This is a genomic window from Paenibacillus alba (genome assembly GCF_013204855.1).
Classification (GTDB): domain Bacteria; phylum Bacillota; class Bacilli; order Paenibacillales; family NBRC-103111; genus Paenibacillus_E; species Paenibacillus_E alba.
Genome location: NZ_JABMKZ010000012.1, coordinates 86,163 through 105,065 on the forward strand (window position 1 = coordinate 86,163; position 18,903 = coordinate 105,065).

An 18,903-nucleotide genomic window follows, 5' to 3' on the forward strand; every position below is an offset into this window, starting at 1 on the left:
TTAATTTTAAAATTATTACTCAATATAAAATACAATAAAATACATTTAATATATAGTTTGTAAAATGAAGTATTTACTGCACAAAGAAAAGTATGGTTAAATATTAAATGTCATAAAAAGGGAATTTATGTATTAAGAAGGGGGGTTATTTTGATAGAACCGCATCTTACAAAAAGAAATGCAGCGCTAAGGACAAATTTATTTAAAATAAATGATCTAACAGAAAGAGAGAAAGAAGTTTTACTTCACTGGGTAGTAGATGATTATAATTACAAAGAAATTGCCAGTATACTCACAATAAGCAAAAATACGGTTAGAACTCATTTACAAAATATAAATAAGAAGCTAAATGTGAGCTCCAAGACAATGCTAATAATCATGATTTTGAGCAATGTATAAATTACATATTTTTACATATGAAGTATTTACTGTAATACAAAACTGTGGTTTAATTTTTTTGTGTGGTGAAAAAATGGGAGGAATAGTAAAAAATGAAAAAAATCTATTCAATGGCATTTGCATTAATCTTAATGCTTAGCATGGCGTCATCTGCATTTGCAGATTCTTATCAAAACACTAAAACAACGTACAACATCGCAACTGCCTACCATTTATTGGATAGTGATTCTAACTGTGTAGGTTGTGGAAATCTAACAGTTTCACTAGCGGGAACAGTAACAAGTACTACTACTGTTAGTATTACAGCCACTGCTTCTTTTAAAAGTTCATTTTCTTATGCAACGAACGTGCAATGGGTAGATACGGATACTTGGACTAAAACTCTTACATACACGCTTACTTCAGGTGAGAAAATTTACTTTTTTGGGTACCAGTATCTGACTGGTTATGTAGGTAACTATACAGTAACCCACTGGTATGGGGATGATCATTATTATAATGTTGAATCCGATTTCCCTCAAAAAGCAGGCAACTCTTGGACTTCACACGATCCCCAAGGTTAAGTTTTTAATTAAATAGATAATTCACCACACAAAAGGGGGATTGAGTGAATCAATCTCCCTTTCCATTAATCATTCTGAAATAATACAAAGGTGTGAACTCAAAGATGAAAAACATTGTGCTTGGGCTAACTGTCTTATCTTGTATAATATTCTTAACTAGTGGTTGTCAAACTACCTCTAAAGAAGAAAAAAATACTCAGCTTACAATTTTAGCAGAGGATTCGCAACAAGTACGGCAAAATTGGATTGAACCATATCAGCTAGTTCATCCTGATGTAAAAATCAATATTCTTGATCTAAATACAATAATAAGTAAAGATGAGAAGAAAATTAATGATCCTATACATGCAATGGTTAATATAATCAAAGAAAATCCGATTGATATTGCCTTTTTAAGAGGGCCAGAATTAACAACACTAGTAAATGAAAATTTATTAGTAGAGTTAGATCCTCTAATGAAACAAGACAATTTCGATTTTAATAATTACGCTGATATTGTGAAAACTATGATATCTGTCTACGGGAATGGGAAAACATATGGACTAGCACCGTTTTTTAATTCGTTTGGTTTGGTTTATAACAAAAAAATATTTTCGAGTTTAAATATAGATCCTCCGTCAGATCATGAGAATTGGGACGATTTAGTTCAAAAAGCTGAAGCTATATCAAAGAGATTAGAAACTGACGGAATATATGGGTTGGATTTACCTCAACCAGATCCATTTGATGCTTTGGGCATTTTTACGTACGCGAATGAGTTAAGTCTTGTTCAAGAGGATGGGAATAAAATGGTTGTAAACACACCGTCGTGGAAAAAGGTTTGGGGGCAGGTTGCAGATTTATATAGCAAAAAAATTGTGTTTACTCCGATGGTTGCTAAGAAACAAGGAATTGGCCCAAACTTCGGAAACAATAAAGTGGGTATGGCAATTTATGATTATAGTAGGATAATTCAAGGTGGATTTAATAACAAAGATGAATATGGAGTTGCAAGTTTGCCGTATTTTTCAGATAATAAGGAAGGGTTAAATATAACTTTATTCGGATTATCTGGAATAATAAGCAATAGCACTCACATAAAGGAATCTTGGGATCTATTAAAGTTTATTAATAGCGAAGGGGTAGCGAAGGTTAAATCTCAGAACTTACCCTTACTTACTTCAAGAAGTAATATTATGCATGATGATGATTTTTCTAATAAGTTTTACGATTATAAAGTGACTTATAATCAAAGAGAATCAATCCACGTAGATACAAAAAAGATTTCTAAAATTGCAGCAGTCGGTTCGGAGTTACTGAATCAAACAATTCAAGGGAGAATTACGACAGATGAAGCTTTAAAGGAGTTTGAAGAAAAAGGCCAAGAGATACTTGTAACGCCAATAAAGTAGTATGAATTCCCTTACTTTAAAAGAGATATGGGAATTTATATTCGAAAGAGGGAAGTATTTTGAACAAAATAGCAGGTACTTTGTTAATTGTTTCAGGCGCATTTTACTTATTATTTTTAGAATTGGCGACGAAATATTTCATTTATTATCAAATGGTTGAAACGAAAGGCACTGTGAAGGATTTTCCCCTTCCTGAATATATTTATACTTTGCCTTGGATACTTATAATAGGTGGTTTAGTTTTTGTTGCTTTTGATATCATAGTAAATTTTAAAAAGGGTATTTAGTTATCACGTATTAATCAAAGCACTGACTGAACAATCTCAATGTGGGGTTGTACAGTCGGTGCTTTTTCGTCATTTTCCATATACCTATAAAAAGTAAACATCAAACCTATAGTTCCCACATTGTAAGCACTCCCATTTTCGCGCAATAATAAGGACATCAAGATCACCAAACAAACGAGGGGGATTCACATTGGTAAAAAAATATAAAGGTCTTCAAGTTATCGGCGCAAGCTTACTGGCAATCAGCTTAACAGCATGTGGTTCAGGCAGCGGTACAAGCACGAGCACAGCAACACCAGATGCCAAAGCAGCAGCAACGCCAGCGGCTACGACCAGCACAGCAGAGAAAAAAGAGAACATCACCATCACGTTCCAAAACATATATCCCGATCCAACGGACCCGAAAAACGGGATGTTGAAGAAAATCGTCAACGACTACCAAACGAAAAACCCAAACATCAAAATCGAGCTTGACTCCTTGAACACGGATCAACAAAAGCTGAAATTGAAAACACAAGCAGCTTCCAAAGAAGTTCCGGATATCACGATCGTGAATCCAGCGGCACAAATGAAACCTTTCGTTGATGCTAAGCTTTTCGCTCCGCTGAACGATATGGTTGAGCAAAACGGCCTGAAAGCAACGTTCCAAGACGGTATCCTTGACTGGTACACGTTCGACAAGAACATTTACGCGCTTCCAGACGGCAACAACATCGGACTTGTTTACTACAACAAAGACTTGTTCAAACAAGCTGGCGTTGAAGTACCAAAAACATTCGAAGAAATGGTTGCAGCTGTCAAAACACTGAAAGGCAAAGGCATTCAGCCAATGGCTATCGGTGAAAAAGATTCCTGGACTGGTTCCTTCTTGTTTATGAACGTCTTGCTTCGCACGAACGGCGGACCTGGCTTCCTGCAAGCGGTTGTTGATGGCAAAAAGACTTTCGCAGATCCAGCTTTCACAGACGCAGTCAGCAGCTTTGAAGATTTGATCCAAGCTGGCGCATTCCAAGAAGGCGCAACATCTTTTGACTACAACGCAGGTGAAAACTTGTTCAAAACAGGCAAAGCGGCTATGTACTACATGGGCAGCTGGGCAACTGGCGGTATCGAAACTTCTTCCGTTAACGGTAAAGTGGGCGTATTCAAATTCCCAACAGTTAAAGGCAAAGGTAACCCAGATGAGTTCATGTTGGCACCAGGCAGCGCGTTCGCTATCTCTGCAAACAGCAAGCATTTGAAAGAAACCAAAGATTTCTTGAACTTCTTCATGATTAACTTCCCTAAAGAAGCTTTCGCTGTTAAAGGCGCAGTAGGTATCGCACAAAAAGTAGACGGCGACTTCAAAGCAGCTGGTTACTCCGACATGGCGATGGAAGTGCTTGGCTTGTTCAAACAAGTTAAAGGCGGCGACTTGGCATTCGACAACACGATGAACCCAGGAACAGCACAAGGTCACTTAACTAGCATCCAAAACCTCTTCGTACAGAAGAAAGATCCTGCTGAAGTAGGAAAAGAACACCAAACAGCTTACGACACGAACAAAAAATAAGATGAATTAGCAGCCGAATCGGAATTTATCCTAAGCGCCGCGAGTGGGGCTGAGGGTAAATTCCGATTGGTATATGCCATGAAGGAGGCGAGCCTAGTGAATGTGTTAAGAGTCTCCAAGTGGACGATTGCCATGTTTGTACTGCCGTGTTTGATCATTTATGTCAGTCTCGTTTTTGTCCCGATTCTCGTATCGCTTTACAGCGGACTACTGGATTGGAATGGGATCGGCGATTCGACATTCGTCGGGTTTAAGAATTTTCACACCTTGCTTTTCGCAGACCCCGTGTTCTGGCCGTCTGTTCGCCGTACTTTGATGTTTGCCGTGTTTTCCATGGCTGAAATTCCGATCGCTTTGGGCGTGGCGATGCTGCTTAACCGTTTTATCAAAAAACCGAATTTTCTCGTTTCGAGTTACTTTTTACCGGTTATTTTATCCGTTGTTATCATCGGTCAATTGTGGAAAACGATCTATAATCCCGCAACTATGGGGGGCATGCTGAATCAAGTATTAGACATGCTGAACTTGCACAGCTGGACCCATTCGTGGCTGACAGAACCCAAGATTGCGATGTACTCGCTCTACTTCGTGGCACTGTGGCAGTACCTTGGTTATCATACATTGATCCAGTTTACCGGCATTCAGAACATCCCTGCTGATATTTATGAAGCAGCCCGGATTGACGGTGCAGAGGGGCTTAAAGCCGACTGGCATATTACCTTCCCTATGAATATTCCGATTTTCAAAATATCGATCGTCCTCGCCTTCATCGGCTCCCTGCAAGCTTTCGACATGGTCATGGTCATGACTGCAGGCGGCCCGGCGCATGCAACTGATGTGATTTCGACGCATATGTACAACATGTCATTCCTGTCCATGAAATATGGCTACGGAAGCGCGATTGCCGCCTTCTTGGTTGGTTTGTGCTTAATAGCAACGGTTATTATCAATACGATTTTCAACAAACTAGAGAAAAGATTTTCATGAGGAGGGGAGTGTCACCATGCAAACGGCAAGGGAGATAGCTGCGGCTAAACCTGCAACAATTCGGAGACGCAAACGCCTCTCTTTCGTCAAAATTATCGTCGTCGGATTTCTTTCACTGCTCGTGGTTACGCAAGTCTATCCACTGCTTTGGCTCTTTATCTATTCGTTGAAAACGAATGAGGAAATTTTGTCGGGCAAATTTTTCGCCCTGCCGCACGCCCTGCAGTGGAGCAACTTCACCGCTGCCATCGATGCAGGACATTATTTTCAATATTTGAAAAACAGTTTGTTCGTCACATCGGTGACGATGGTCTGTGTGATCCTGCTGGGCTCCTTGGCCTCCTTCGCGATTGCGCGGTTCAAATGGAAATACGGCCAACTGGTTATGGTGATTTTCCTGATTGGGATGATGGTGCCGCTGCAAGCGACGCTGCTGCCACTCATGATTATTTTCAAAAACTTGCACGCGCTGAACACGCATATCTCGATCATCTTGCCTTATATCGCTTTCCAAACGCCGATAGCGGTATTCATCCTAAGTGGATTCATGAAATCCATTCCGGCTGAAATTGAGGAGTCCGCTGTGATGGATGGCGCGGGGGTTTTCCGGATCTTCTGGAGCATCATTCTGCCGATATCGATACCGCCGATGATGACGGTCTGTATTTTAACTTTCATCAACATATGGAACGAGTATATTCTCGCGGCGACGTTTATCTCATCCGAGCGGCTCAAGACGCTGCCTTTCGGGGTCAACAGTTTCGTGAGTCAGTATTCCGTCAACTACGGAGCCATTGGTGCATTCCTTGTTCTGGGCGCATTGCCGGTCATCATTATTTATTTCTTATTAGCTGATAAAATTACAAAAGGTATGGTAGCGGGAGCGGTGAAGGGTTAACTTCACCCCTCTCTTTTTTGCTATTTCGGAGGCGGTCTTGATAAAATAGCCAGTAGCTACTGACGGAAAGGGGAACGACGATCCAGTGACACGGGGACTGCATTCCATTCATAATCGGCTGTTTTTACTCTTTATCTCCTGTATGTTAGTTCTCGTGCTCCTGGTGAGCGTGGTTTATTACAAGAAAACGACGGACATTATCCATAGTAAAATCAGCGATTTGGCAGAGAAAAATATTTCCCAAACGGTGGGTTTATTTGATTTGCTGCTTCAAGGGTATGACAGCATTACCAAGTCCCTTAACAGCAACTACGAAATGCTCAGGCTCATTCAGGAGCGGGATTCGAGCAGGGATGAGACCGTCAGCATTATTAATGAGCGAACGATTACGAATATTATTGGCGCTATTTATTACTCGCGCGATGACATCGTGGGGATACATGTGGTGACCAATGCAGGCAAAAACTATAACTACGAACGCGGGTTTGACAGTGTCATTGATACGGATTACGCCAACTCGGAGTGGTATAAGAAGCTGATGGATTCTTCGGGAGAAATGGTGTGGCTGGGTCTCTATAAAGGTTCTGTCATTAATCGGTTTCAAAAGGATACGCTGTTCGTCTTCGGCCGCAAGCTTTACGATTTATCGGACCATCGGATGATTGGGGTCATGTTGATTGAAACGAATCCGCAGCCGATTCTGGCTGCACTCTCCAACGTCACGATCAGCCCGAACAGTCAGGTCTACATTGTGGACCGGGAAGACAGGATGATAGCCTCGACGGCAAGCGAGAAGGTGAGTATGCCGTCATTCGACGGACTGCCGCGTCCGCAAGCCAGTGAGATCATCGTGGACGACAGGACGGGTCAGCTCATTGTCGCCGCGAAGGCGAAGATGTCGGATTGGACAGTTTTCGGCTTGACGCCCAAAAGCGACATCAATGCCGAGGTCGTGAAAACACGGGAGTATCTATACGTCGTCATTCTTGTATTGATTCTGCTTTCGACCGTGCTGGCGAGCATCGTGTCCCGGAATATTGCTTCACCGCTCAAGCTGCTCATTCGGGAGATGAAGCAAGTGGAGATGGGGAATTTCAAAGGCTCAGTGACGGTCAAATCGTTCGAGGAAATCAATTCCTTGGTTTCCTCGTTCAATCGCATGGTGAATCGCATGGATGAGCTCATTGAGCGGATTACGCTGTCTTCCATGAGTGAGAAGAATGCCGAGCTGCAAGCTCTGCAGTCGCAGGTCAATCCGCATTTCCTCTACAATACGCTGGATATGATCTACTGGATGCTGGATGAGCGTGAGAACGATCGATTGGGCAGAGTGATCTTAGCCCTGTCCCACATGTTCCGGTACAGCAGCGACTGGCAGGAGGCCTCTAAGACGACGCTGAGGCAGGAGCTGGATCAGATGCGGCACTACATGACGATTATTGAGAATCGGCTTGAAGGCAGAGTGAGTACGGAGCTGCACATTGATCCGGAATGTCTGGATGTCGTGCTGCCGAAGATGACGCTGCAGCCGATCATCGAGAACGCCGTCAAATATGGCCTCGAGCCGCTGGATCGACCGGGAACCCTTCAAGTCTCAACAGAACTCTGCGAGTATGAGCTGCGCATTATCATTGCTGATAACGGTGTTGGCATCGAAGAGAGCGCGCTGCGTCAGATGCAGGCCATGCTGGCAGCAGAATCAACCGAGAATGATGGTCAGAAAATGGCTGCTCTTCAGCTGGAACAGACGCTGCCGGGCACCGATGTGAAAACCAGACGGGGCATTGGGCTTACCAATGTTCACAGGCGTATCGTTTTAATGTTCGGAGAAATCTACGGACTCCGTATTCATAGTAAACAAGGGGAGGGCACGACCGTTACGATTGCGATGCCGCTCCCCCGGAAAGGCGTGTAACCATGGACATTCTCATCGTAGATGATGAAACGGTCATTCGCGAAGGCATTCAGCGTACGCTGCAGAATCGCTTTCCAGAGCATAATATCCATCTTGCCGCGAATGCGGAGCAAGCTATCGCCTTGCTGCGCAGCCACCGCATTCAAATTGTACTTACCGACATCCTCATGCCCGGCATGACAGGCCTGGAGTTTATGAATATGTCGCGTACCCGTTACCCGCATGTGAAATGGGTGGTCATCTCCGCGTATTCGGAGTTTTCCTATGCGCAAGAGGCTGTGCGGCTAGGAGCGAAGGATTACTTGCTGAAGCCGATTGGCAAAGAGGTTCTCGGCGATATGATCGGGAAGCTGAGCGAAGAAATCGCACGCGAGACAGAGCTGATCGAGGATGCCGAGCTGCTGAAGGCGAATCGCAAATATTTGCAGGAAGCCGTCTTCCAACGATTCGCGCAAGGCTTGGATACAGGCCGCATTGATATGGGGCCGTTCATGGAGCAGCACCCGTATTTCCACCTGATCATGGTCAAAATGGAGAGCGACAAGCCGGTCTTTCTCGAGAATTACATCATCGAGAATGTTCTTCAGGAGCTGATCGAGCGCTACGGCAAGGGCTTCGTAACGGTGCACGACAACAAGAGCCTGCTTGGCCTCGTCACCTTGCCGAGCGGTGCCAGCGTGAACCAACTGGTCGATGAGCTGCGCAGCCATCTAGTGAAGTATTTGAAGGTTCCCTTTCAAATCATGAACACGGAGCTGATCGAGCATTTCCAGGCTGTGCCCGCTGAAGTGCAGCGTATGCGTCAAGCATCCACGACGCAGGTCTACGAGCACCATGCCAGCGGCAGCGACCGCTCTATCGAAGTTGCGCTCCAGTATATGCGCACGCATTATCAGGCCGATCTGTCCTTGGAGAAGGTGGCCTCCATCGTCTATCTGAACCCCGTTTATTTCAGCCAGCTTTTCAAGCAGAAGACGGGGCAGGGCTTTAAGGAATATGTCACGCATCTTCGCCTGGAGCAAGCGAAACAGCTGCTGTTGAATCCCAAGCTGAAGCTGGCCGATGTCGCCGAACGCATCGGCTACCAAGACATGCGGCACTTCTCGCAGGTGTTCCGCAAGAAGTATGGCGTAACGCCTTCGGATTACCGTCAGGAGCATACACAGATGGTTTGAGTCGTCAAGGGATTGACGCAAAGGAAATTCTCATGGAATTTTAAGGTTGGCTCTCAACGCTAGGCCTGACAGGTCTTTCTTCACCCCTTGGTAAATCTCGGGAGGTTCAGGTGTGATATGGTAGTTCCAGGGGAAATACCCCGACCATCACACACGATCCATGAAGGAGGACATCCAATCATGCAAGCAATGAAGAAGAACCGCCTTAGCAAATCGTTAGTGGGGATCAGCCTAAGTTTATCCTTATTAACATCCGGGACTATGTTCCTGAACCCGCCTGCCGCTCAAGCTGCGACTGTCGACACAACCGCTGCTGCGAATGCCATAAGCTCCAGCAAAGCAGACAGTATAATACGAACTGCACAATCCTATATCGGTAAGGTCCGATATGGCTTTGGCGTCCGAGATACCAAACGACTCATTCTGGACTGTTCTGCTTTTACGCAAATGGTATTCAGCCAGAACGGCATCACCATTCCTTGGGGCTCAAGCGCACAAACGCAGGTAGGGACAGTTGTCAAGAGTAAGTCAAGCTTGCAAAAAGGCGATCTGGTTATGTTCAGCGTGAGCAAGCCGGGTAAGATCAATCACGTCGGCATTTATATAGGAAACGGGAAGTTCATCAGCAACACGACAAGTTCGGGTGTCGTCATTCGTGATATGAACACAGGCTATTGGAAAGATAGATTCATTACGGGTCGTCGTCTTTAATTTCATCCCTCACGAAATCCTTGCCCAAGGCAAGGAGGTAGGAAGCAGGAAGCAGGAAGCTCATCATATCCGTATGGTGGGCTTTTTTGTTGTTTGCGAGACTCGAGGGGCTGCAAATGAACGAGGGATGTACCACTTTACCTAAAAAAAGGTATAATGACGCTAACAGGATGTCTGAACATCCCTACTTTGGATAGATAAGGATTAAGTGAAATGGAAGTTAAAAAAAAAGATCCCCGTGTTATACGCACGCATCAGCTTCTTCGTAAAGCGCTGATTGAATTGATGGAAGAACGGGATTTCGAGCAAATTACCGTACAGGACATATCGGATCGCGCAACCGTGAAGCGGGCGACATTCTATTTGCATTTTGATGATAAGCAGGCATTAGCCCAGCAGTATATGAATGAGATATTGGAAGATCTCAGAGGGCACCTGTTTGTTGCTGAAACCAATGATCCCGACCAATTCGATATGCTCAGCGGACAAGCGCATCCAAGCTTTGTTAGGCTCTTTCATCAAATTGCCCAAAACTTCAACCTCTATTATGCCTTGTTGGTTAGAAATCGCGTGCCTTATTTCGCTTCCGCCTTGCTTGAGGTCATTCACGAATTCATCTCCAAAGGCGTCGATTTCACAGAACCGGATGACCGCAATTTAACAGCGACAAGGGAAATCGTCGTCAAATACGTGGAGTCCGCATTTCTGGAAGTCATTATCTGGTGGGTTGCGAACAATATGCCTTATTCGGAAGAGGAGATTGCCGCGCATCTGATGAACCTTTCGATCCGAGGACCTTACAAGCAAATTCCCGAGAGAAAAGGCCGGATATAATTTTGCGGAGAGAGAAATTCGCGTGGATTTGCTCTAAAGTGTTTATTCACTAACTCCTAGAACCTTACCACGCAAATCTTTCATCGCTAAATTTCGAAATGTAGAATGATTGCTTCTTGACCAATCGTCACCTACTACAAAAACTTCGTTAGAGCTGATCGTGATCTCTTTCATGTTTTTTTTGAAAATCTCTGCGATAAGATTTTCTTTAGCTTTCTCCTCCAAGTCACTACCTTTGAAATGTTCATAATCGTAGCCTCGAATATGAGCCGACCCATAAAATGTATCCAATTTTGCTCCATCAATATAAATCTGTCCATTACTTATGTTTATTTTTTCATTCGGAAGCCCAACTATCCTTGAGACGGAATTATCTTCATAGTAAACAATGTCCCCTCTTGCCACTGAGTGAGTTTTATAATAAGAAGCGTCTACAACAACATTTCGAGATAAATCATGTTGACCACGGTCCATGGCATCGCTCATTGGATTAATGGTTGTACCAATTTCCGGTGATACTTTAGAAATCGATTCAGTTGTAATTTTATCATCTACTTCTTTTTCAGAGCATGATGAGAGTAATACGACTAGAAGAGCTGTAAGCAGCAGTCGTTTCATGCCAATTCCTCCCCAAAAAGCAAAGACTGCAAGAAAGGTCCAAAGGGAAGGGAACTTACATACAGTCTAGCTTTATTTGCTATTCGCTGAGATTTCGAATGGAGATATTTGATACATCCACTTTTAGAAGAGAACAATCAAATTCAATATGTTTATCTGGTTAGTTGATCAACTTCACATTAACACATCTTCCATTTAGTGTATATTATTATCTAGAATATGTAAGCTGTGCCTGCCGAAAAGGCCGCCTCAGAAGGAAAACTGCATAAAACCCGCGCTGAGCCTGCCGAAAAGGCGGTCTCAACCGCAGAAAGAGGCAGCCACCCCGCAAATGTAAGCTGAGCCTGCCGAAAAGGCCGTCTCAGGAGGAGAAATGCATAAAACCCGCTCTGAGCCTGCCGAAAAGGCGGTCTCAACCGCAGAAAAAAGCAGCCACCCCGCAAATATAAGCTAAGCCTGCCCAAAAGGCCGTCTCAGGAGGAGAAATGCGTAAAACCCGCTCTGAGCCTGCCGAAAAGGCAGTCTCAAGCGCAGAAAAAGGCAGCCACCCCGCAAATTAGGCCGCCCCCAAGTAGCAGTACCTACATGGGGGCGGCCTCTCTTTCATTTATAGAAACAGATGGTCAAATCCTTACAAAGCAGTCCAGCCACCATCAATGACAAGCTCTGATCCCGTCATAAAACGTGATTCATCGGAAGCAAGGAATAGGACGCCGTATGCGACATCTTCCGGTTTGCCGAAGTAAGGGAGCTGTGTGAATGTCTTGTAATACGGCATGGCATCCTTCATGGACGGTTCTGTCATTGGTGTGACGATAATGCCGGGGTGGACGGAGTTGACGCGAATGTTCTGTTTCGCATATTCAACCGCGGCGGATTTCGATAAGGCGCGTAGCGCACCCTTGGCTGCCGTATACGGGCTTGATCCGGCCATTCCGACGATGCCGCCGATGGAAGAAATGTTAATGACGGAGCCGGCGCCGGCTTTTTGCATTTCCGGGAAAACATATTTCATCCCGAGCACGCAGCCTGACAGATTGATGTCCATCACGCGATTCCATTCGCTCATTTCGATATTCGCGATCGTTTTCGTCGACGAAATCCCCGCGTTGTTCACAAGGATGTCCACCTTGCCGAAGCGGTTGACCGTTTCTTGGACGATCTGCTGCCACTCTTCTTCCGAAGCGACGTTATGTTTGAAACCGATGGCTTCACCGCCATTTTCATTAATTTCCCGAATGACTTCCTGCAGCTCGGCGTCCTTAATATCCGTTCCTACCACTTTAGCGCCTTCTTGGGCGAAAAGCTTCGCTTCCGCAGCCCCCATGCCTAAGGCCGCCCCTGTAATAATAGCTACTTTTCCACTTAAACGTCCCATCTTCGATCCTACCTTTCTTTACGAAACTAGAATGATAAGCCACTGAATACCCAAGTGTTTGTAAGCGGGTATCTGTTTACAGTATAGTATAAATGTGAAGTTATGTACACGATGTAAAATAAGTAAAAGTGGAACCTATATCCTTTCCCATGGAATATGGCTTGGCCTGTTGACCTCTCCCGCGTATTAATGGTATATAAAAGAAAACCATCGCAAGGGAGCGAACTATCGCAATGACGTTAAAGAATGCTTATGAGGATATTAAAAAGTTCCATGAAGCCTTTCAGCACCCAATCGGAACTTCTCCGCAGCGCCTATCCGAAAGCCGTAAAGCGGCTCGTATGGCTTGGATGCAAGAAGAACTGAATGAGTACAAGGAAGCGGCAACGCTGGAAGATGAAGTAGATGCCATGATTGATGAGTTGTATTTTGTTCTGGGCACCTTGGTTGAGATGGGTGTAGAGCCTGGACCGATTTTTGATATTGTGCATCATGCGAATATGTCCAAGGTTTGGCCTGACGGTCTAGTCCATAAGAACGAATTTGGCAAAACGATTAAACCGCCTGATTGGCAGGACCCATTCGACAAAATTAGTGCTGAAATTCGCAGACAGCAAAATAAATAAACAGAGGAGGCGCAGCATGAAATTTCATGTCAGGTTAAAAGAGCTGAGACAGCAGCAAAATCTTACTCTTCGCAAGCTTGGAGAGAAAGCTGGCGTCAGCTACTCGATCCTCAATTCGATCGAAAACGGTCGAATGGAGCCGTCGAAAGATGTCGTAATTGCACTCGCAATTGCCTTGAAAATTGAGGATAGAGAGGAACTCTTATCCTTAGCAACAAATCCCTCTGAGGGATAATTGCATTACATAAATTTGTGTGGTACAGTAGTAATAGTCTTAAAGGTAAAACCTGAATTGCGTATTGCAAAGGGTTATCATTTAAGTAAATGAAACCTTTTCCAATGTGTAATTTTTTTGTTCGAAACAAGAAAAAAGACATGTTAATAAAACTTTGGAGGTATTACCCATGGCAGTAGGAACAGTAAAATGGTTTAACGCAGAAAAAGGATTTGGCTTTATCGAAGTTGAAGGCGGCAACGATGTATTCGTACATTTCTCCGCAATCACTGGCGAAGGTTTCAAATCTTTGGATGAAGGCCAACGCGTTGAGTTCAACGTAGTTCAAGGCAACCGCGGACCACAAGCTGAGAACGTTGTAAAACTGTAAGCTCCAGCTTGCACAAATAGCATTCTCGAAGAACGGCTCTTAACATTTGTTGAGGGTCGTTCTTTTTTGCGTTCCACGGCAGTCGCCGCATACAAATAAGGAGCCTCGAAGGGCTCCTCATCCACATGATCTTATTGATAATCTTTAGCTTTCTTCACGAGCTCTTCGTAAGCAGCTTCTGGTGTTATTTTGCCAAACATAATTTTCTCGCCGATATTTTTGAAATCCTTCGCTGTATAATTACTCCAGCCTTTAGCTCCCGCGTTGAAAGGTTGCGCGTCAGGAGCGACCGTTTTGATCAGCTCAATTTGCAATTTATCAGCAGGTGTTAACTTAGGTGTTAAGTATTCCAGCATTTTTTTGGAAACGGGCACGCCTCGAGTAGTCGTTAATAGATCTGCGGCTTCGCTGTCATTCACGAACCAGTCGATGAATTTCTTGGACTCTTCGGCATATTTGGAATCTGCGCTTACCGACCAGAACATGGAAGGCTTCAGGAAGCCGCTGGATTGCGGGCCTTTAGGCTGATTCACAAGGGAATAGGCAGATGGCTTTACTCCTTCATAGCCTGGGAAAAGTGCGGCAAAAGTACGCTTCATCAAGACGGTGTCATTGTTCATTAAGTCCAGCTTAGCGTCAGACTCTTTGTCCGTAGTCGCGATCTCCGCAGGAGGTACAACTCCGGCTGATCGAAGCTCCGTATATTTCTTGACGAAGGTTAGATAGGTATCTTTATCAAAGTTGAATTTGCCGTCAACAGTGATCGGGTAACCCTTGCCTTGACTGATTTGATAAGCGGAATATCCTGTGTAATCGTTTGTCGCATCCATCAACACATATTTATCTTTATCCAGCTTAGCTTTGGCATCTTTGCCGAACTGGAAGTATTCATCCCACGTCCAACCGTTTTTAGGTGGTGTGATCCCCAGCTTATCAACAGCATTTTTATTGTAGATCATACCTGTAGCGTTATTCCCAAGCGGGATCGCATATAGCTTATCTTTAAATTTCCCGGAATCTACGAGTGATTTGTCGATATCGTCAGTGCGAATGCCTTTGGACAGCTCTGCGAGTTGATTTCTGCCAGCATACTCCGCAAGCCAAGCCGGGTCCATTTGGATAATATCCGGTGCATTTTTGGCCGCCGCTTGGGTAGCCAGTTTATCCGCATACCCATCAAACCCCGAGAATTCCGGCTCGAAGGTGACATTCGGATTCTTTTTAGTATAGGCATCCAGCGCTTTCAGCGTAGCGTCGTGTCTTGCTTGTGAGCCCCACCATACAATACGCAGCTTAACAGGCTGGGAGGCTGCCGCCGCCGGTGCCTTCGTTGCAGCAGGGCTGCTCGCCGCAGGTGTACTTGATGTATTTCCGGAACCACATGCACTTAGGGTCAGCGCTATTATGGCAGTCATCGAGAGCATGCTCCATTGTCTCATCTGCACTTTCATTGAAAAATCCCCTTTCGCTACCTTATGATCTATACAGTTTCATTATAGAAATAACTCAAAAGAAGAAAAAGGAGAGTAATGAACACACTTCTTTCACTTTTGATCACAATACGGCGACAAGCAGCATTATAAGTTGTTATAAGCCGCTTTTCCCAACCTCACTGGGGCTGACTCCTGTATACTTTTTGAAAATTGAGCTAAAATAAGGAACATTTTTGTACCCGACCTTCTCGGATATCTCATAGATCAGATAGTTGCCCTCGGCCAGAAGGGTCTGCGCCTTCTTCATCCGGACTTGGATTAAATAGTTGGTGAAGGTTTCTCCGGTCGCTTTTTTGAAAATTTGATTCAAATAATTGCGAGACAGATACAGCTGCTTCGACATATCCTCCAAGCCAATCTCCTCGGCATAGTGATCATGCGCATATTGAATCATGAATTCAACTACATCCTTATGCTTGGAATTCTCATTCCAATGACGACTTGTCGCGATGACATGGATCTTGTGCTGAAGCCATTGCTGCAATTGCTCCGGCGTTTGGATTTGAACGATTTCTGCTGACAGATTCATGTCTGGGAACAGCTCGTCAAGTACGATGCTCACGCTGTATAAGGAGTAGGCGAAAATAGTCCAAAGCTCTGTACACAAATACTGCAAGTAAGCTGGTGTAATGGTGGACATGCTTTGTATTTGACGAATATAAGCTTCTACAATCTGAGCAGCAGTTTCCTCTTTGGAGTAGACGATCGCTTCCGCAAGCTCTTGATAAAACTTAATCGGTCGAATCGCCAGCTCGGATGAGACGGAAGCCAGCTTCCCCTGCGGGGTGGTAACCGTTTGCTGCAATAAATCCAAGAAAGCTTCCTCTGTCGAATCAGAGATTTCCAGCCATGATGCTTTCATTTGTCCTAACCCTAATCGGATGGTTAGCTTCAGATAAGTGAGCACACAGTCGGCAATGCGATTGCCGATCGATCTGATGCGATCAAGAGCAGTCTCCATAGGGATAGTATCATCAATATGAAACATAATCGCAGCATGATGGCTGTGAAGCTCAATGAAGTCAGACTCCGGCCAATCCTCGGCCAAAACCTCTCTAATAATGTTGGCTAAGGCGAAGCGGAATAAATTCCAGTCGATAAGGGATAAGTTGGCTGTACGAACGGTACTCATCAGCTCAATTCCCATCACAAGATGGCTTCGGTGCAGCCAATAGGCTTGTTCAGAAGGGGGAATACTCGCCGCCACCGCTGATTTATGAAAGGTGCCCGTCATGACAGATTTCAGCCATTCCTGCTGACCAAAAGGCTCGTACAGCAGCAGGCGTCTCTTGATTTCTTCCTGCTCTATTTTCTTGATTTCTTTGGCTTCGAGTTCTTTGATTACCTTGGTGAGAACCGTTTCAAGCTCTTGGATGGTGACTGGCTTAGACAAATAATCGCTCACCTGCAGCCGCAAAGCTTGCCTCGCATATTGAAAGTCCGTGTAACCGCTCAGGATAATCAATTCACCGGGGAAGTTAGCCTCCCGCAGCTTCTCGATCATTTCTAAGCCGTTCATCACCGGCATGTAAATATCCGTAATGATAATATCCGGTTCAGTTTGTTGAACCATCTCAAGCCCTTCGGCGCCGTCACTGGCTTCGCCAACCAGCTCTGCATCAATAGATGCCCAGGGAATCGCCTTCTTCATCCCTTCCAGCACTTGAAAGTCGTCATCAATAATGAGTATTTTCCACATCATATCGCTCCTCGACTTCTTCTTTATTTCGGATTTGCGGCAATAGGATCGTAACCTCAGTCCCTGTGCCTTCCGTACTTGTAATGCGAATTCCGTATGGAGGGCCGAAATAAGCTTCCATCCGCTCCTTCACGTTGCGCATGCCGTAACCGCCTGTTTTCCTTGCCTTCGGTTGATCCCAGTCGGGTCGCAGCCCGACACCGTTATCCTCAATCTGGAATCGAATGTCCTGATTCTGCAGCTGCACAGACACGCGGATATTTCCGGTCTTCCTTCCATGAAAGCCATGAATAATAGCATTTTCGATGAACGGCTGCAAAGTCAGTCTGGGAATATAAAGCTCCTTGGCAGATTCATCAGCAGAGATCGTGAACGTCAAACGATCCCCCCAGCGAATTTGCTGTATCTGCAAATAACATTCAACATGCGTAATTTCATCCGCGATGGGAATCAACGTTTCCCCATTGGACAAGCCGATACGGAACATTTTACCCATCAAGGACAAAATCTTGCTAATCTTATCTTGGCCGGAGTCAATCGCCAGCCAGTTCAATTGATCGAGCGTATTATAGAGAAAATGAGGATTAATCATCGCTTGGAGCGCTTTGATTTCGGCTTCGCGCTGGCGTTTGTGCTGAGCCTTCAACGATTCAAGTAGTTCCTCGATTCGTTCCATCTGCTTGCGGTAGCCGTTAAATAAATTCCCGAACTCATTGGTATAATCCCTCGGCAAATCAGCGACAAAGCCCCGATCAGGAAGCTTGCCCATGAAAGCGACCAGCAGCTTGATGGGTGTGGTGAATTGCCGGGAGATGAAGAAGGTAACAAAGGAAGCGACGAAAATGGCAGAAAGACCAACGGTTAGGAGAATCAGCGCCAAGCGAATACTGCCATGAATGATGGTGTTCCATGGCGTCATCTCAATCAGTGTCCAGTTGGAGGGCGATTTGCTCCAGACCAGCAAGGAGTCCCCTTGCGGTTTGGCGGTCAAATGAATACTGCCCGATTTCTCCTTCAGCAGTCTAATATTCTCCAGTTCACTCTCCTGCAAATCGGGGTTGCCGATCGTCGCAATCTTCCTGCCGCTTGCGTCTACAAGCAATCTGCTTCTTCCCTCTGTTTCGCCGCGAATCAAATTCTGAATCTCCGAGGATTTCACATTGAGCAGGAGCATGCCGTAGTAGATTCCTGAATTATTGTACAGCTTCCTTGCGAAGCTGATCACCGGAATCGGGCCGGAATTAGTCGGAATGGTTCGCTCTTCGATCCAAGCAAAGTCGTTATTCTGGATGCTCGGAAACCATGCTTCTTCTTTTACCTTTTGCAAATCATAAACCCGCAGCGGACCTTGTGCATCCGTCGAAAAAGGCCGTTCAATATATAAATAAATGGATTGGACCATGGTTGTGCTGTAGGTAATGCTGGCCAGCAAGCTGACTAGATCCACCTTGCGGCGATTTCGCTCAAATAAGTCGCTCTCTAAGGGATCGAACGAGATCGTCTCAATATTCCGGTAAGCAGCTAGAGACATTTGCTCAATTGAGTTCAACTGAGTCACTAAGCGCTTGTTTAGTTCATTTAAGAGATCCTGCTGATAGTTGGCGGTATTGCTGGCTAACTCCCGTGAAGTCAGGCTGTAGCTAATCCAGGAGGAAATGAGCAGCAGAACCGCAATGAATGCGGCAAAGCTGCCGAAGAACAGCCGTCCGATGCGAACACGTTTGAACATGGTAAACAGGGCCTATCCCTCCCCCATCGCTTCTGGTAAAAGT

General features: G+C 45.0%; 19 protein-coding genes. 14 read left to right on the forward strand and 5 right to left on the reverse strand.

Going from position 1 to position 18,903, the window contains the following annotated elements; translation table 11 throughout:
- The first annotated feature begins 150 nt into the window (after positions 1–150).
- The 11 genes from HQN90_RS39960 to HQN90_RS16880 all read left to right on the forward strand — a co-directional run bounded on the left by HQN90_RS39960 (position 151) and on the right by HQN90_RS16880 (position 10,712).
- Complete coding sequence (locus HQN90_RS39960; RefSeq protein ID WP_173220737.1) at positions 151–399, forward strand: helix-turn-helix transcriptional regulator; 249 nt, start codon at positions 151–153, stop codon at positions 397–399.
- A gap of 92 nt (positions 400–491) precedes the next feature.
- Positions 492–962, forward strand: a complete 471-nt coding sequence (locus tag HQN90_RS16835; protein WP_173220739.1) for a hypothetical protein — start codon at positions 492–494, stop codon at positions 960–962.
- A gap of 104 nt (positions 963–1,066) precedes the next feature.
- Complete coding sequence (locus tag HQN90_RS16840; RefSeq protein WP_173220741.1) at positions 1,067–2,353, forward strand: ABC transporter substrate-binding protein; 1,287 nt, start codon at positions 1,067–1,069, stop codon at positions 2,351–2,353.
- Between the two features lie 59 nt (positions 2,354–2,412).
- Positions 2,413–2,640 carry a hypothetical protein gene (locus HQN90_RS16845; RefSeq protein WP_173220743.1) on the forward strand — a complete coding sequence of 76 codons (228 nt, stop codon included), beginning with the start codon at positions 2,413–2,415 and terminating at the stop codon, positions 2,638–2,640.
- A 190-nt stretch (positions 2,641–2,830) separates the two neighbouring features.
- Positions 2,831–4,192 carry an extracellular solute-binding protein gene (locus HQN90_RS16850; protein WP_173220745.1) on the forward strand — a complete coding sequence of 454 codons (1,362 nt, stop codon included), beginning with the start codon at positions 2,831–2,833 and terminating at the stop codon, positions 4,190–4,192.
- A 96-nt stretch (positions 4,193–4,288) separates the two neighbouring features.
- Positions 4,289–5,179, forward strand: coding sequence for an ABC transporter permease subunit (locus HQN90_RS16855; RefSeq protein ID WP_173220748.1), 891 nt, complete (start codon positions 4,289–4,291; stop codon positions 5,177–5,179).
- A 16-nt stretch (positions 5,180–5,195) separates the two neighbouring features.
- Entirely contained in the window at positions 5,196–6,077 is an 882-nt protein-coding gene (locus HQN90_RS16860) for a carbohydrate ABC transporter permease (RefSeq protein ID WP_173220750.1), read from the forward strand.
- A gap of 85 nt (positions 6,078–6,162) precedes the next feature.
- Positions 6,163–7,992, forward strand: a complete 1,830-nt coding sequence (locus tag HQN90_RS16865) for a sensor histidine kinase (protein ID WP_420851055.1) — start codon at positions 6,163–6,165, stop codon at positions 7,990–7,992.
- Between the two features lie 2 nt (positions 7,993–7,994).
- Positions 7,995–9,167, forward strand: coding sequence for a response regulator transcription factor (locus HQN90_RS16870; protein ID WP_173220752.1), 1,173 nt, complete (start codon positions 7,995–7,997; stop codon positions 9,165–9,167).
- 180 nt (positions 9,168–9,347) lie between these two features.
- The gene (locus tag HQN90_RS16875; RefSeq protein ID WP_173220754.1) at positions 9,348–9,878 is read left to right on the forward strand and encodes a C40 family peptidase; all 531 of its coding nucleotides are present in this window, start codon (positions 9,348–9,350) and stop codon (positions 9,876–9,878) included.
- 213 nt (positions 9,879–10,091) lie between these two features.
- Positions 10,092–10,712 carry a TetR/AcrR family transcriptional regulator gene (locus HQN90_RS16880; RefSeq protein WP_173220756.1) on the forward strand — a complete coding sequence of 207 codons (621 nt, stop codon included), beginning with the start codon at positions 10,092–10,094 and terminating at the stop codon, positions 10,710–10,712.
- 42 nt (positions 10,713–10,754) lie between these two features.
- Here HQN90_RS16880 and HQN90_RS16885 read toward each other — a convergent pair whose 3' ends face one another.
- On the reverse strand, positions 10,755–11,330 hold the full coding sequence (locus HQN90_RS16885) for a S26 family signal peptidase (RefSeq protein ID WP_173220759.1): 576 nt from the start codon (positions 11,328–11,330) through the stop codon (positions 10,755–10,757).
- 631 nt (positions 11,331–11,961) lie between these two features.
- A complete protein-coding gene (locus tag HQN90_RS16890) occupies positions 11,962–12,708 on the reverse strand; it encodes an SDR family NAD(P)-dependent oxidoreductase (protein WP_079415451.1) in 747 nt (248 codons plus the stop codon).
- Positions 12,709–12,941: 233 nt separating this feature from the next.
- Between HQN90_RS16890 and HQN90_RS16895 the strand changes: the two genes are divergently transcribed.
- From HQN90_RS16895 to HQN90_RS16905, 3 genes are all read left to right on the forward strand, one after another.
- A complete protein-coding gene (locus HQN90_RS16895; RefSeq protein WP_173220761.1) occupies positions 12,942–13,334 on the forward strand; it encodes a pyrophosphohydrolase domain-containing protein in 393 nt (130 codons plus the stop codon).
- Between the two features lie 16 nt (positions 13,335–13,350).
- Positions 13,351–13,569 (forward strand): helix-turn-helix domain-containing protein, encoded by a 219-nt coding sequence (locus tag HQN90_RS16900; RefSeq protein WP_173220763.1) that lies wholly within the window; start codon positions 13,351–13,353, stop codon positions 13,567–13,569.
- Positions 13,570–13,738: 169 nt separating this feature from the next.
- Entirely contained in the window at positions 13,739–13,939 is a 201-nt protein-coding gene (locus HQN90_RS16905; RefSeq protein ID WP_028555213.1) for a cold-shock protein, read from the forward strand.
- A 131-nt stretch (positions 13,940–14,070) separates the two neighbouring features.
- Here the strand turns inward: HQN90_RS16905 and HQN90_RS16910 are convergent, their stop codons facing one another.
- From HQN90_RS16910 to HQN90_RS16920, 3 genes are all read right to left on the reverse strand, one after another.
- On the reverse strand, positions 14,071–15,390 hold the full coding sequence (locus tag HQN90_RS16910; RefSeq protein WP_173220765.1) for an ABC transporter substrate-binding protein: 1,320 nt from the start codon (positions 15,388–15,390) through the stop codon (positions 14,071–14,073).
- Positions 15,391–15,526: 136 nt separating this feature from the next.
- Positions 15,527–17,134: a response regulator transcription factor gene (locus HQN90_RS16915; protein WP_246362515.1), complete on the reverse strand. Its 1,608-nt coding sequence runs from the start codon at positions 17,132–17,134 to the stop codon at positions 15,527–15,529.
- Complete coding sequence (locus tag HQN90_RS16920; protein ID WP_173220767.1) at positions 17,109–18,860, reverse strand: cache domain-containing sensor histidine kinase; 1,752 nt, start codon at positions 18,858–18,860, stop codon at positions 17,109–17,111. Before HQN90_RS16920 ends, HQN90_RS16915 begins: the two co-directional genes overlap by 26 nt.
- Positions 18,861–18,903: the final 43 nt, after the last annotated feature.